This is a genomic window from Bacillus sp. FSL K6-1366 (assembly GCF_037976695.1).
GTDB lineage: Bacteria > Bacillota > Bacilli > Bacillales > Bacillaceae > Bacillus > Bacillus subtilis.
On record NZ_CP150268.1, the window covers coordinates 107,274 to 124,569 of the forward strand.

At 45.4% G+C, this 17,296-nt stretch carries 3 protein-coding genes; all 3 read right to left on the minus strand.

The window, feature by feature from the left end:
* Positions 1 to 16 precede the first annotated feature (16 nt).
* The gene (gene ppsB, locus MHI44_RS00515) at positions 17 to 7,699 is read right to left on the minus strand and encodes a plipastatin non-ribosomal peptide synthetase PpsB (protein ID WP_339202649.1); all 7,683 of its coding nucleotides are present in this window, start codon (positions 7,697 to 7,699) and stop codon (positions 17 to 19) included.
* Between the two features lie 24 nt (positions 7,700 to 7,723).
* On the minus strand, positions 7,724 to 15,409 hold the full coding sequence (gene ppsA / locus MHI44_RS00520; RefSeq protein WP_339202651.1) for a plipastatin non-ribosomal peptide synthetase PpsA: 7,686 nt from the start codon (positions 15,407 to 15,409) through the stop codon (positions 7,724 to 7,726).
* A 381-nt stretch (positions 15,410 to 15,790) separates the two neighbouring features.
* Positions 15,791 to 17,266, minus strand: coding sequence for a D-alanyl-D-alanine carboxypeptidase/D-alanyl-D-alanine-endopeptidase (gene dacB, locus MHI44_RS00525; RefSeq protein ID WP_339202653.1), 1,476 nt, complete (start codon positions 17,264 to 17,266; stop codon positions 15,791 to 15,793).
* Between the last annotated feature and the right edge of the window lie 30 nt (positions 17,267 to 17,296).

Sequence of the window (17,296 nt, forward strand, 5' to 3'; positions counted from 1 at the left end):
CAGTGAATCTCCTCTCCTATAGTTTGTTGACGGCTCCCATGATCTCACTCAATTCATCAAGCGTTAAGTCTTCATCAGTGAAATCAGATGCGCTCCACTCTCGGTTTTCTTTGCCGGTACAATGCTCAATGATGTTTTCCAGAGTCTGTTTAAAATGCCTGGAAAATGTTTGGATTGTTTTTTCCTCAAATTGAACCCTGTTATAGATGATGTGCATGTTCAGGCACCCCGAAGAAACGGCGCCGCTGATATCCAGTGCATAAGGACGCTCCCAGTTCGGGCTGATCTCATTTCCTGGCTTGATGTCAGACACCTCAAAGGCATTTGATTGAATATCCTGATCAAACTGGCCTAAATAATTAAAGCTGATTTCTGGGCTGTTTTTCTCAGAGCCCCATCTTTTGCTGATATATTTCAGCACGCCGTAGCCCGCGCCTTTATGCGGTATACGGTGCAGCATATCTTTTGTCTGTTTAATAAGGTGGCCCAGCCGCTCTTCTTTGTCCTTATGATCGGAATCTCTCATATCAAGCCACACAGGATAAATGGAGGTGAACCAGCCAACAGTTCTGCTAATATCGATGTCCTCAAGATATGATTCCCTTCCATGGCCCTCCATGCTGATTTTAAATTGGTTATTTCCCGTCCATTTCTGCAAAGCAAAACCTAAAGCTGTCAGAAGGATATCATTCATCTCCGTACTGTAAGCTTTATGTGCAGCCGTTAGTAGTAATTCTGTGTGATGGCGAGATAGCTCAAAATCAATCACTTCTGTATCTTTGAATGTGTTAGATGCTGCGTCATTGTCTTTTGGAATAGGCTGGATGTGACGGCTCTCGCACTCATCCCAGTACGCTGCTTCGCGCTGCACCTGGCGGCTTTTAGAGTAGTCAACTATTCTTTGTGAATACGTTAAATATGAATCTGTTTTTTGCGGCAGTTTAATAGATTCTCCTGAGACTGCCTGTTTGTAAGACGTTGAAAAATCCTCGAACAAAATGCGCCAGGAAACCGCATCAACAACTAAGTGATGAATCGTCAGAAATAAATGGTCACCATTCTCGGTTCTAAACAATCCAGCGTGAAGTAAGGGGCCGGTTTCCAAACGAATATGTTCTTGCATCCGGCTGGCTGCTTCCTCAATCGTGTACCGTGCTTCTGTTAGGCTATCCTTTACATCAAACAGTTCAAGTGCATATAGCTCCTCATCTGAAAGATCTATCCCTCTGTTTATCTGCACCTGCCTGCCATCTTCATGCCGGCATACGATTCTCAGTGCATCATGATGAGTCACAAGGCTTTTTAGTACTTTTCTAAGCGCAGCCTCATCAAATCGTTCAGCCCGGTAGATCATAACGGACTGGTTAAAATGATGGCTTTCCAGAGATTGCGAGAAAAACCACTGCTGGATAGGTGTCCAAGTAATCTCGCCTTCGACCGGGCCTTGGTCAATGGCGCGTACGTCTTTTCGAACCCGGGCGGACAGTTCACCAAGAGTCTGATGTTCAAACATCTCACGTACTGTCGTTTCAAATCCGCGCTGCTTCAGTCTGGCACAAACCTGCAGCGCTTTAATAGAGTCTCCGCCAAGCTCAAAGAAATTGGCGCTTACACCCAGCTCATCTACATTAAGAAGCTCCTCCCAAATTTCAGCCATCACCGTTTCAATCTCATTTCTAGGACTGATATCATCAGCTGTATAAGCGTGTTTTTCAGGCTCTGGCAGGGCTTTCTGATCGAGCTTTCCATTAACAGTCACCGGGATGCTGTCAATTTGTATCATACGGGCAGGCAGCATAAAGTCAGGCAAGGCGTTTTTTAGGTAAGTTCGGATGTCTGATATATTCGCAGCCTGTTGATCTTTTATCACCATATATGCATATATAGCTGTTTGCCCTTGCTCGTCTGCTCTGGTAATGACAGCCGCCTCTTTAATCATTGGATACTGAAGAAGTGCCGCTTGGATTTCGCCTAACTCAATACGGTGCCCTCTGACTTTCACCTGCTCATCAATGCGGCCTAAGTATTCCAGCTCGCCATTTGACAGGCGCTTAGCAAGATCTCCTGTTCGGTATAATCTGTCTCCCGGAAGATAAGGATTGGATACAAAACGGTCAGCGGTCAGCTCATCTCTGTTGAGATATCCCCGTGCCACACCTTCGCCGCCTATATACATCTCCCCTGGAACTCCGATAGGCTGCAGATTCATATGAGCATCCATCACATAAGCCTGCAGAGTTGAAAGCGGCCGGCCGATATTGCTTTTATTTTTTGCAATGTCTGCTGCGGACAATTTTTTGAATGTTACATGGACCGTTGTTTCTGTAATACCGTACATATTAATCAAATCAGTATGAGGATATTTTTCATTCCAGCTTTGAAGCAATCCGGGCTGTAAGGCTTCGCCGCCAAAAATCACGTAGCAGATGTTTAAATGATCTGTATGATTTTGATCTTCAAGCATCAAGCCGTAAAAAGCAGTCGGGGTCTGATTGAGTACAGTGACGCGCTCTTTTTTTAACAATAAACGGAATGCATGGGGGTCACGGGCTGTTTCTTTAGAGACCACGACTAATGTACCTCCGTTCAATAGTGCACCGAACATCTCCCATACAGAGAAATCAAAGCAATAAGAATGAAATAACGTCCAGACGTCTTCATGGTTAAATTCAAAAGGCAGGTTTTGATGCTTCAAGAGACTGATCACATTGCGGTGCTCGACAATGACTCCCTTTGGCTGGCCAGTCGTTCCAGATGTGTATATCACGTATGCGGGCTGATCCGTTACTATTTCTTGAATGTTTACATCAGCCGGAATTGAGTCGTTTTCACATTCATCGATATACAAAATTTGCCCGATGTAGTCTGCAGGTTTGTTTTGACCGCGCTCTGTCAGCAGCAGTTTTGCTCCGCTGTCATTGAGCATAAAGCTGATACGCTCCTTGGGATATTCAGGATCAATCGGCAAATAGGCCCCTCCAGCTTTTAAAATCGATAAAATGCCAATGATCATATCAGGTGACCGATCGAGCATCAGACCGACGATATCGCCAGTTCTGACCCCTTGTTTGATCAGCATAGCAGCTGCCCGCTCGGCTTTTTCATTCAGGTCTCGATACGTAAGCTGAGAATGGCCGCACACCACTGCGATATGCTCCGGATACTGAGCGGCTTGCTTTTCAAATAAGCTTACTATGTTTTCATTTCTCGGATAAGCCGCATACTGCCCCATTTTTTCAAGGAGCAACCTACGCTCTGCAGCAGGAAGCAATTGCATGTCCGAAATTCTCATCTCGGTATCCGCCGTTACCCCTTTCACCAATTCAATAAAATAGGATGCCCACTGCGTAATGGTTTCTTCTTCAAAAAGAGCAGTGCTGTATTCAAAACGGCAGCGTATTCCACTCGGATGCTCCTCAGCGTGTAATGTTAAATCGAATTTGGATATATCATGTTTAGGAGTGACAGACGAAATCGACAGACCAGGCACTTCGAACCGGAAATCTTCACTGCTTTGAAGCACAAGCATCGCATCGAACAGCGGGTTGCGATTTACCTCTCGATTTGTATCGACCTTATCTGCCAGCTCCTCAAAAGGATAATCCTGATGCTCGTAAGCGGTCAGAGCCAGGTGGCGAATGTCCTGCAAATAGGAGCTGAACGTTTTGTGGCCCTCGGGCTTGCTGCGCATCGCCAATGTATTGACGAACATTCCGATGACGCGCTCCAGATCAGCGTGCGGTCTTCCGGCAGCAGGCGAACCGACAACAATATCCTCTTGCCCGCTTAGCTTAGATAACAAAATAGAATAGACAGCCAGAAGAATCATATACAATGTTGTTCCCGTTTCAGCCATTAAACGGTGCAGCTCATCAGTCATGTCTTTATCAATGTTGACTTCAATTGTTCCACCGCTGAAATCAGGGAGACGCGGCCTTGTTTTATCAAGCGGTAATTCTAGTGTAGGAAGACTCCCGCCAAGCTGACCGAGCCAGTAGGCCTCCTGTTTTTTGTATAGCTCTTTCGGGTACTTCTCTTGCTGCCAAACAGCAAAATCCTTATAATGCAGGTTTAAAGCTGGCAACTCTTTTCCGCAATATAAGTCAGTAAATTCTTGGACAAGAGTGCTCATCGAGACACCGTCGGCAATAATATGGTGCATATCGAGCAGCAAAAAGCCGCGATTATTGCCCATTGTAATGACACATGCTCTAAAAAGCGGACCGGATGATAGATCAAACGGTTTGATAAAGGTCTCGATTGCAGACTCAAGCATTTGTTCTGATTCCATTTCAAGCTCTTTTAGATCAAAAGCTATCTCTGGATAAATGATCTGCACAGGCTCGTCTCTGTCAAGCACAAAAACAGTCCGTAATGCTTCATGCCGATTCACTAGTTCTGTGAGAACGCTTCTCAACCGCTGGCGATTCAGATTACCGCGTAATTCAAGTACAGCTGGCATGTTGTAGCCTGTGCTGTCATCTGCCAGCTGATGAAGAGCATATAATCGTTTTTGCGAGAAAGACAGCGGATAGACATCTCTTTGATCCGCAGGTTCAATCTGTGTAAAAGCGTGTTCTTTTAAGCTCATCAATTTGACCGCCATGCTTTCAACCGTCGGATATGAAAACACCTCACTGAGCGGCAGCTCGACATTAAGCTTTTTATGTATTCTTGATACTAGTGCGGCCGCTTTTAAGGACTGTCCGCCTAACTGAAAGAAATCATCACGAATGGCGATGTGCTGTTTATTCAGCACATCTTCCCAAATATGTGCGAGATCAGCTTCGATTAAGGTTCGGGGCGCCATATATGTGACACTCTTATTGTTTTCTGGTTCAGGAAGCGCAAACCTGTCAAGCTTGCCGCTGGATGTTAATGGCATCCTGCTGATGTTGATAATACTTGCTGGGATCATATAGGACGGCAATGTCCCGGCAAGATGCTGATACAAATCTGGGAGGCTGTTTCCCTTTTCTGGAACGATATAAGCAACGAGCTCCTTTTCCTCAGCAGAAACATCACGGGCCAGTACCGCGGCTTCCTTTACCCCCGGTGCTTGTCGAAGAACTGTTTCAATCTCTCTCAGTTCAATACGGTAACCCCTAATTTTTACTTGATCATCAAAACGCCCAATATATTCAATCGTTCCATCAGGCAAAAAGCGGCCTGCATCACCTGTTCGGTATAAACGCTCCCCTTCAAGGAATGGATGATCGGAGAATGCTTTCTGTGTCAGCTCTTGCTGTTTGTAGTATCCTCTCGCAAGACCCGCGCCGGAAATACACAGTTCACCCGAAGCGCCGATCGGTTGCATTTGATTTCCGTGCAAAACAAATACTTTTGTGTTTCTGATCGGGTGTCCGATCGTGATCCTCTCTTTTTCATTCAGATGCCGCAATATTGTTGTTGCCACACTGTTTTCTGTGGGCCCGTATTCATTTGCCAGTTCAGCAGAAGGACAAATCATTTGACTCAACTCAAGCAGATCAGGCGTGACCGCTTCACCCGCAAATGTCACAATACGAAGACTTTTTGCATCGTCAGCAGTCATCACTTCCAATAATACCCGGTACAGGGAAGGAACAATGATCATGTGGCTGACCTTATAACGGGCTATTTTTCGCTTAAGGGCCAGCACATCCTTCGCTTCGTCATCTGTTGTCAGCAGCACACACGCACCAGACAAAAGCGGGGTAAATAAGCTCGTTACACAGCCGTCAAACACGTACGAAAACAAATGGAGGGATATATCCTGTTCGGCCATGCCATACTCTTCCCGTCTCCATTGCAATGTATTGGCAATACCGTGATGATCAACTAAAACGCCTTTAGGGCGCCCCGTCGTTCCCGACGTATAGATCAAGTAGGCTAGATCACCTGGCGACATATTTGGAGCTTCTGTTTGGTAACTTTCTGTATGTTCTATCGTTATCGTATTTCCTTCATAGGACGGAGGGATCAAGGAAATAAGGTCTTCTTCTATCAGCAATTGAGCCGCTTGACTGTCCTTCAGCAGGAAAGAAAGACGTTCTGCTGGAAAATGTGGATCAAGCGGCATATAAGCGCCGCCTGCTTTCCAAATCCCAAGCAGAGCTGCAGGCATTTCCATTGACCGGCCCATCATTACAGCAACGATATCTCCAGATCCAACGCCTTTTTCTATCAGAGCGTGCGCAATCTGATTGGCTCTTACTTGTAACTGGCGATAGGTCCAGCATTCGTCTCCCATTTTCAATGCAGCAGCTTCAGGTGTTTTGTGAGCTTGTTCCTCGAACAATTGGGGTATCGTTTTTTTCACATAAGGACGCTCAGTTTCGTTAAACGATTGGATAACCTGTTGCTCCTCCGGCGGCACGATATTGATGTCACTGACGGCAACATCGGGATTTGTCAAAATGCAATCCAGTGCTTGCTTTAGATGCCCCTGAATCCTCAGCATCTCCTCCCGCTCGTAAACGTCTGCGTTGTAGCTGAATTTGATATAAAATGATTCTCCCGGAACGATAACGATATTAAAGTCGTAATTGGTTTGTTCCGACATTGAAATGTCACTCAGCTTCAGAGCGCCTTCATCATTTTCACTCTCCACGCTTAACGCCTGATGAAGCTGTACAGGGTAATTTTCAAAAACAAAAATATGATCGATCAACCCTTGCTTCAATGGACTATGGTTTTGAATCTCATAAAGCGGATAATACCCATGCTGTTCAGATGATAAAATATCCTCCTGCACGGCTTTGACCAGCGAAGAAAACGTTATGCCTTCCGCAGATCGGATTCGCACTGGAACAGTATTGATAAACAAGCCGACCATTGATTCAATCCCGTCAATCGCTGACGGGCGTCCCGAAATGACGGAGCCAAAAACGGCATCATCTGCAGCATTATATCGATGGAGCAGCACGCCCCAAATACTCATAAACAACGTGTTTAATGTCACTCCCCAGTTTTGGGCAGCCTCTGTCAGTTTCTCAACCATTTCCTGCGCTAATGAAAAGCTGACCTGGTCGGCTTTATAATCCCCGTCTGCCGTGCGGCGCTTTATTCGGGGAATAGAAGCAGTATTGCCGTACTCCTTCAAATATTCGCTCCAGTAGGCAGCAGTCTCTTCTTGATCTTGTTCTCCGAGCCATTCAATATAACGGCTGTACGGCACCGTGCTGCCAAGCTGTACAGGTGAGTTATTTTTGAGCGAATCATACATGCTGAAAAACTCTTTAAGAATAATGCCGAGACACCACCCATCCATGATGATATGGTGATGTGTCCAGACACATGTATATTGGCTGTCTCCTCTATCAAAAAGGGCAAGACGCATTAAAGGATCTTTTTGCAAATCAAATCCTTTTTCCCGATCCTTAGTCATAAAAGCATCAATCAGCGTCTGCTGTTCTTGATCAGCCAGGCGAGAAATATCTTCTCTATATACTGTCAATTCCCGGTTTGATAAGACTACCTGCTGCGGACCTGTAAGATCTGGTACTTCTTTAATGAAAATCGTTCTGAAAATATCATATCTAGAAACAAGAAGGTTTAAGCTCTTTTGAAACGAGTCGACGCATAGATTCCCTGTGATCGTAAACGAGGTCTGTTCGATATATGCTTTCGAGCTGAAATCCATTAATGAATGAAACAGCATTCCTTCCTGCATGTGCGATAACGGATAAATATCTTGAATTTGTGCCGATTGTGCCATCAATTCCACACACCTTTTCAAAAGTTAAAGATCTTTCACGAGATCTTCGATGCTAGATAATGCAGACAACGTTAATTCCTTATTGCTGAAATCGCTCAATGTTTTTTCGCGTGCTTTTTTCTGCGAACAATGCTCAATCGTCTCGATAAGATGCCTGTGAAAACGATCCATAAAGCACTCAATTGAGTGTTTGCTGAACACCTGGGTGTATACCGCTTTTACTTGAAGCTGTCCGTCCGTAATGAGAGCGTTGATGTCCAGCTCATACTCTCGTTCTCTCTCACCCGCTATTTCGTAACGGGGCTGGTAATATGATAATTGAAACGTTTCAGCTTCCTTCTCTTCGCTAAATTGACCGAGATAATTAAAGCTGACCTCAGGCTCTTTATGCCGCAGTTCTCCTATGTGTGTTAACAATCCGTATCCAGTTCCTTTGTTCGGTACTCTTCTCAGCATATCTTTTGTCGTCTTAATTCGGTATGCGAGCTGATCCTCGAAAGGCTCGGAAATACCCATGTCTAGCAGAATAGGATAAATGGAGGTAAACCATCCAACGGTTCTTGAAATATCAATGTTTGGCACATGCCCTTCTCTGCCGTGTCCCTCAGTGCTGATCACGATTTGGTCATGCCCTGTCCATTCAGAAAGCGCCATTCCTAAAGCCGTAAGCAAAAGTTCGTTGGCATCAGTACCATAGGCTTGCTGGGTTTCAAACAGCAATTTTTCAGTCCAGTCTCCGGATAGTACAAATGCAGCTGCGTCGCTGTTCATTTGGAGTCTGTCCGGCACATTTTCTATGTCCTTAGGAAGAAAAGCAGTGTGAGCGTCTAAAATCGTTTGCCAATACGTTTTCTCTGAAAGCAATTGTTTACTTTCAGCTATTTGGGTAAGACCATCGGCGTAGGATAAATAAGAATCCGTTTTTGGCGGTAATTGGATTTCTTTCTTTTCTAAAGCCTGTTGATATGCTGCAGCTAAATCCTCAAGCAGAATTCTCCAAGAAACGCCATCTATCACAAGATGATGAAGTGCAATCAGCAAATGATCCCCTTCTGCCGTTTTAAACAAACCTGCTTGCAGCAAAGACCCTTTTTCTACATTCATTTTGCTTTGAATGACGGTTTCCTCAGCGGCAAGTTTTTCATCAAGATGAGCCCTTTCCAGCGATGCTTTTGTCCAATCTGAAATATAAAGGCCAAACAGTTCATGATCCTTGTGATTGATTCCGCGATTAAACTGAATGACATGGCCGTTTTGGTCACGTTGGAAAATCATGCGAATGGCATCATGATGCTCGGTTATTTTACGCAGCGCTAGATGAAGCGCGTTAGCATTGAATCCTTTTTCACTGAAAAGCATGACGGACTGGTTGTAATGATAGTGAAAAGCATGTACCTGTCCGAAAAATCTTCGCTGAATCGGGGTGAGTTCAGCTTCACCTTCCGCAGGTCCCTGGTCCGCTTGAGATACCAATGGTGTGATATGTCCGCATAGTTCCTGAATCGTTGAATAACGGAATAAGTCGCGTATTGTCATGCTCCAGCCTTCAGCTGCCAGACGTGCTGCCACTTGTAATGCTTTAATTGAGTCTCCGCCAAGCTCAAAAAAGGAATCGTGAATGCCGACTCGTGACATGCTCAGTACATCTTCCCATATATACGCCATCGTTTTTTGTATGTCGTTAACTGGTGCGGTATATGGACGCGATAACACATTATTTGGAGCCGGCAAGGCATTTCTGTCCAGCTTTCCGTTTAGGGTTAGCGGCATGTTTTCTAAAGGAATCAGATATGCAGGAATCATATACGCTGGCAGTTCCTTTGTTAAAGCAGCACGGAGAGCATTCGTATTGACGTCTGAAGGCACAATATATGCTGCCAAACCAGCCTGTCCATTTTTATCATGCTGAACGGCAACAGCAGCTTCTCTGACAAGCCCCGTTTGAAGCAGAACACTTTCAATTTCTTCTGTTTCAATTCTGTATCCATTTATCTTTACTTGATAATCCATTCGGCCAAGAAGCCGGATCGTTCCGTTTGGAAGCCAGCATGCTCGATCACCGGTTCTGTACAGCCTTTCTCCAGAGACAAATGGATTTTCTGTAAATTTCATTTGCGTTAAGTCAGGTTTATGATGATAGCCTTTCGCAACACCTGCCCCGCCGATGCACAGCTCGCCGGCAACACCAATCGGCTGAATTTGATCAGTCTGGCTGAGTACGTACATGTGTACATTCGGCAGCGGGCTGCCGATTGGTACGTTATCTCCCGTACACTCTCCACCCATACTGGTTTCATAGAAACTCGAATCAATGGTTGCCTCTGTGACACCATAGCTATTAATGATGCGCATGCTTTGGCCAAAGCGATCTGTCAATGTTTTGAAATCTTGAGCTTTCACCATGTCGGAACCAAGAATCAGTATGTCTAAGTCAGGAAGCTTGAATTGGTTACGGTATACATACTCCATCACCGGGATAATGAGAGCCGGTGTCGACTCCATCACCGTGATTCTCTGAGAGTTCAAGATTTTATATATTTCAGCAGGTTCCAGCCTCTTTTCATCTGAACAAACGATTAGCGTCCCGCCATTTGTCAATGATCTCGCCAAATCTCCTGAAAAGACATCGAATGAAAAGCTCGCGATTTGAAGCAGTCTGACAGGCTTCCGATCCAGTTCATAAATTTGACGCCAAGCAAGAGCAGCATGAGTAAAGTTCTGATAGGTGACAATAACACCTTTAGGCGCACCCGTCGTTCCTGACGTATAAATGATATATACCGGCTCTTCAGGAGCAGGAGATAAGTTAAGGTTGCAGTTACTTTCTTCAAAAGAGCCCTCATCGTCAAGGAAGATGTGAGACATTTTAGATTCAGGCGAGTTCGAAATCAAATGCTTCAACTCTCTCTGTAAAAGAAGAATATCTGCCCCGCTATCACGAAGAATGTATTCAATACGGGCTTTTGGATAATGTGAATCGATTGGGATATACACTCCGCCAGCTTTCATCACTGCCAGCACCCCAACAATTGCATCAATGGACCGCTTGGCTAAAACAGCCACAGTTGGCTTCGGTCCTTTTCTGTTTTGCAATGTTCGTGCCAGACGATTGGCTCTTTCATTTAGAAGGCGATAGCTAATCTCTGTTTCGTTATCAATAACAGCTATATGTTCTGGAATTTCTTCAGCTTTCGCTTCAAATATGCGATGAAAAGGAACATCTTTTCGAGCAAATTCAACCTGAGTTTTGTTAAATTCAAAGACTATTTTTTGTTTTTCTTTATCACTAAGTATGTTTATTTGTGCAAGGCTTGTTTCAGGGGTTGAAAGTGCCGCATGCAGAAATTCGATAAAATGATCAGCCCACCGTTCAATCGTAGCTTTTAGGAATACTTCTGTACTAAATTCCATTTCGCAGCAAATAGATCCACTTATTTCCGTAGCTATTAATGTGATATCAAATAAAGAAATGTGATGTGCGAAATTGGCAGGCCGGGCTTTTATTTCTCTCAGATCTATGTCCTGTTTTTCCACATTTTGAAGGATAAACATCGCATCAAACACTGGATTTCTGCTCATATCTCGTGTCAATTCAAGCTTATCGACAAGCTCTTCGAACGGGTAATCTTGGTGCTCAAAGGCTTCCAATGCTGTCTCACGCACTTCCTGCAAATACTGTACAAACGGCTTCCCGCCCTCCGGGCGCGTCCGAAGCGCCAGCGTGTTCACAAACATGCCGAGTATCGGCTCAAGATCCTTGTGCGGCCGGCCGGCAATTGGCGAGCCCACGATGATATCTTCCTGTCCGCTTAAGCGTGACAAGAACGCGGTGTAAGCCGCAAGGAGCACCATGTACAGTGTGCTTCCATTCTCCCATGCCAGCTTGTGAAGCCCTGATGCGGCCTCTTGATCAAGCGTAAATGAGACCTTGTCACCCGCAAAGCTTCGCACCGGCGGGCGGGGTTGATCAGCCGGGAGATCCAGCACCGGCAGCTCGCCCTCGAGCTGCTTCAGCCAGTACGCCTCTTGCGTTTTGTACGTGTCTCCTGTTTTGAATCCTTCTTGCCATACGGCATAATCTTTATATTGAATGCGCAGTGCCGGAAGCTTCCGATTATTGTACAGCTCGCCGAATTCCCGAATCAGAATGTTGACGGAAACACCGTCTGAAATGATGTGATGCATATCCACCAGCAACAGGTGCCGCTCATCTGATACCTTTACGATTTGGGCACGGAACAGCGGCGCTTGGCTGAGATCAAACGGTTTGATAAATGCGGCTGCGGCCTCCTCTTCGGTTCGTGCGCCGAGAACTGTAGTCTGTAACGTAAACGGCACCTCGTCATGGATGCGCTGCACCGGATCGCCTCCTGCGTCCTGTTCGAAGGCGGTTCGAAGCGACTCGTGGCGCTTGATCAGCTCTTTGAAAGCTCTGTCCATCCTTTCAGGGTTGAGCTTCCCTTCGAGCTCTAACACAGCCGGCATATTGTAGCCTGTCCCTCCGTCCTCCAGCTGCTGAAGGACATAAATCCGCTTTTGGGCAGAGGAAACCGGATAGGTTTCCTGTTTTTCAGCGGGCTTAATCGCTTCATATGGACTGTCCGTTCCTTCACGGATAACGGTAGCCAGTCCTTCTACCGTCGGATGGGCAAACACATCTTTTAGCGGCACCTGTACATCGAATTCTTTGGCGATCCGTGAGACAAGCGCCGTTGCTTTTAAGGAATGTCCCCCGCGGTCAAAAAAGTTGTCGTGAATCCCGACAGGGCCATTTTTCAGCACGTCCTCCCACAGCTGAGAAAGCTTCATCTCAGTCACGTTTCTCGGCGCCGTGTAGGTCTCCGCATCTGCCGCTCCGCCAGGAGCTGGCAGGGCGTTTCGGTCGAGCTTTCCGCTTGGTGTAACCGGCCACTGTTCCATCTCTATCATATAGGCTGGGACCATGTAGCCCGGCAACAGTCTCTCAAGCTGCGCTCGGACTTCGTTTCTTTGGAGCCCTTCTACATAAGCGCATAATTCCGGCTCCCCGCTGTCTGTCCGTACGGTAACGGCCGCCTCCCTTACGACTTCTATGCTTCTTAGTGCCGCTTCAATCTCTCCCGGCTCAATCCGGTAGCCGCGGATTTTCACCTGATCATCCGTACGCCCGAGGAATTCAACATTCCCGTCAGGGAGCCAGCGCGCCACATCCCCGGTTTTGTACATGCGTTCCCCCAGGTAAAACGGGTCTTCAAGAAAACGCTCCTCCGTTAATGCCGGCCGATTCAAATAACCTCTGGCAACACCCGCTCCGGCAATGTATAGTTCGCCGGCGACACCGGAAGGCTGTACGGCTAAATGCGGATCTAAAACATACAAACGCGCACCGGGTACGGGCTTCCCAATCGGAATCCGCAAACGGTCTCTGTCCCGTTCTGGATCCAATACGTAAAATGCCGCGTCTACCGTTGCTTCTGTCGGCCCGTAACCATGGATTAATGATACCTGCGGCAATACAGAAGCAAAACGGGCTGCCGTACGCGGCGCAAGCGGTTCACCTCCGGCGAATACACGCTTTAGGTTTGTCCCGTCACCAAGCGCTAACATTTCTGCTTGATCCAGAAAGCTGTTCAGCATAGCCGGAATAAAATGAGCCGTTGTCACGTTTTCCTGATGAATGGCTTGTACGATCAACGCGGGGTCTTTTTCCCAGCCGGGCGGAAGCAGATACGCCGAAGCACCGGAAAGAGTCCACCAAAACAGCTGCCACACAGACGCATCAAAGGAAAAAGAGGTTTTCACCATGACAATGTCATCTTCCGAAAGCGGAAACTGGTGCTGCATGCCGGTCAGAAAGGAAACAGCCTGACGGTGCTCAACGGCCACTCCTTTCGGCTGCCCGGTAGAGCCCGATGTATAGATGACATAGGCGAGAGATCCGTCGCTAACAGAAGCAGACACATGACGTTTTACTTCTTCACGCTTAAGAGATGTCATGTCAACTTCAAGCGTCTCTCCAGAAAAGTTCGGTGCGGAGCATCCCGGCTGTGTCAGCAAGAGCGATGCCCCGCTGTCTTTCAGCATGTAGCTCAGCCGCTCCTTTGGATACGCAGGATCAAGCGGCAAATAGGCCCCTCCGGCCTTCAATACAGCAAGGACAGCGATCAGCATGTCAGGTGAGCGTTCAGACAGGACACCGACGATACTTTCGTTTGTGACGCCGCGTGCCGCAAGGTGCGCAGCCAGCCGGCTGGCGTACATATCAAGCTCAGCGTATGTCAGCGAACCGCCTGAAAAGCGAATGGCCAGCCGCTCCGGTGTGACTGCCGCCTGTCGCTCAAACAGCCCATGCAGGGTGAAAGCTTTAGGCGAAACAGCTTCCGTCTTGTTAAACTCATACAACAATTTTTGCTTTTCTCTTGTATTCGTCATATCTAATTCTCTTATAAAGCTGTGCGGATGTTTAAGGGCGTTTTCCAGTATGGTAAGCAGATGAGATTGTATTCGTTTAATATCCTCAAGAGAAAACAAGGTATTTTGATAGTCGAAATTTAATTGAATGGTTCCATTGTCTATCCGTTCTTGTATTTGAACTGAAAGCTCATTCGCGGTGTATCCGCTGAAATAAAGCGCTGTTTCATAGTCAAAATCATCTGCATTGTGCCACTGAAGTGGCTGATACTGCATAGATATACCGATAAGGTTGTGTAAATCCTTCTGTTCATTTCTTAATTCATTTACAAGCAAATTATAAGGAAACCGTTGATGACGCATAACAGAAAGCTGTTCCCTGCCTATTGTGCGGACAAAGGAAAGAAAATCTGTGTCAGGATCAACCGTTATTCTGATTGGAAGGGAACTAACGAACATGCCGAGCATTTCTTTTTCAGCCTTTGAACCTCTGTTGCCATAGTAGGTGCCAATGGCAAGATCTTTTTTAGAAGTGATTCGGCTGATGCATATGTAAAATGAAGCCATAAATAAGGAAATGATATTGATCTTGTGTTCTTCGCAGAAGATTCGAATCGTTTGCTCTAGATCAGGTGAAAGAATGATGGTGTCTCTGGATGCAGATGTGCTCTGTTTTTGTAAGGACGTCTGGTCGGCTAACGAGTGGTATTCCAACGGGTGCTCAAAGGTTTGCGTCCAAAATAAACGGTCCTTTGCAAACCGCGGAGATTGTAGATATTGACTCTCTTTTTCGATGTAGCTCAAGTAAGAAGGTTCCGGCTGATCAGGTAAAGGATCTTTCTTTTTCATTTTTTGATAAAGATCTATAATTTGATTTCCCATCACATTTAAAGAGATTCCATCCATTATGATATGATGGAATTTCGCAAATAGCCAAACTTCATGAGAGTCAATTCTAAGGAGGTAAAATTGATAAAGAGGCGAGTTGAACAGTTTAAATGGAATGCTCGCTTGATCCTGAATCCATTGCTCTATTTCTATCATTTCAACATTTGAAAAATCAATTATTCTAAGTGGATAATATTTATATTCAGTAAGGTGCAATCGCGGCTCAAGCTCTTCTCCTTCTAACAGCTGAAATCTAATGGCGTCGTTGCGGGAGATGGAATGATTCAGCGCTCCCTCTAGAGTATCAAGCTCAATATTGCCTTTGAATTTCACACAAGCTGTAAGATTGCAAATGCTGGTATCTGGCTCCAGCAGTTCGGTAAACCACACTCTCCTTTGGGCATGGGTTAAAGAATAAGTATGTTCGCTCAACGGATTCCCTCCAGTTCTCATAATAAGAGGATAAGAAAATGTAGAAAAAAGCAGAAAAATGACAATAAAAGAAATTATATGACTATATAATCCATATATGCACTATATTAACGGATATTTTTTAAAGTACAATAAAAAACATTAAATTTTTATAACATTTTTTTGAATATAGTATTATTTCTTTATTTTTCGTTTCTTTTTTTATCAAATTTCCGGATATAAAGTGATAAAAGTATTGTTTTACATAAGGTCTTATACACTACTTTTTAATCGGACTAATTTTCTTTTGTGCATCATTCTTCTAATTGTTGGAAGGTTCGACAAAGCGTTATTACAGACATAAAAAAACCTGTTTTCTCTTGGAAAACAGGTCTCCCGCTATTATTGATTTGCCAAAATGACAGCGATTTGATCCTCAATATCTTTTCCATCCTCTTCATCAATCAATCCATTTAGAAGAATAGAGAAAACAAGTTTTTTTCCGCTCTTTGTTTCTGCGTACCCCGATAGAGAGCTTACCGTACTGAGCGATCCGGTTTTTGCTCTTACTTTTCCTTGTGCAGGAGTGTCTTTCATGCGGTTTCTCAGCGTTCCGCCCACCATTCTGTCAGGATTGCCCGCAACAGGTAAAGAATTTAGATAAGCCGAGAACCAACTCTGATCCTGAATGTCATATAACAGCTGTGAAAGTTGATCTGAGGATACAGCATCAATATGTGAGATTCCTGATCCGTCCCTTAAGACGAGTGATTTAGAATCAACACCAAATTCCGGAAGCGTACTGTTTAACACTTCGAGCCCCTTTTCCCAGCTCCCTTCTCCTTTTTTCACTTTCCCCATCTCTTTTACGAGCACTTCGGCATGTCCGTTATTACTTAATTTCATGAACGGCACAAAAAGTTTCGATAAAGGCATTGAGCGATGAGAGAGCAGCACATCTGAAGAACTAGGTGCTTCACCCATCTTGATGTCCCCTTTCACAGTAATACCTTGTTTTTTTAGTGACTGCTTAAATAAATCTAAGGCATATCCGGCAGGCTCCCAGACAGAAATCCATTCCTTTGTCTTGTTTGCGTCAACCGGTACGCTCCCTTCAATTGTAATCGTGTTTGTTCCATGCTCTCTTTCGATTGTGAGGTCTTTCTCTGAACCGGCAGCAGTCGTTTTAGCATCGTTCTTTATCGTTATATAATCGGTTTTCGGAGAGACAGACACGGCAGGCTCTTCCCCTTCTTTTTGATTTGGGGTGACCTCAACAATCACAGTGCCTGCATCATAGTCTTCATTCGGAGACGCTGTTAGAGCGGAGATTGGCGCGCCATAATATGTGTATTCATCGCTCCAAGGCATATCAGGTGATAATCGCATGTCATCATGCCACGTATCATCACCGATCAGATTGCCTTTAATTACTTTTACGCCGGAATGTTTCAATTTCTCAGCCATTTTGTCAAAATCAGATGGTGAAAGTGTCGGATCGCCTTTCCCTTTCAAATAAAGGTTACCATTCAGCTTTTTCCCTTTCAGTGTTCCATCCGTCCGGACCTCGGTTGTAAAAGAATAGTTCTCGCCAAGGACAGAAAGTGCCGCGGCCGCTGTCAAAAGCTTTAGAGAAGAGGCAGGCCTCATTCGGGTTTCTCCTGAATGTTCATATAGAACAGCACCTGTTTCCGCAGAGCGAACGGTGATGCCGGCCATTGCGCCTTCGAGGGCAGGATGATCAGCTAAAATCTTATCGATCTGCCCGGAAAGTGCATCTTGTTTTTCAGCGGCAAGCGCAGCCTGATGCATATAAGGCACCGAAGCAACGACGAAAAGCAGTAAAACAGCAACATAAAGCTTTATGCTTTTTTTCATTAATTTCCCCGCCTCTCTGCGCTTCATCAT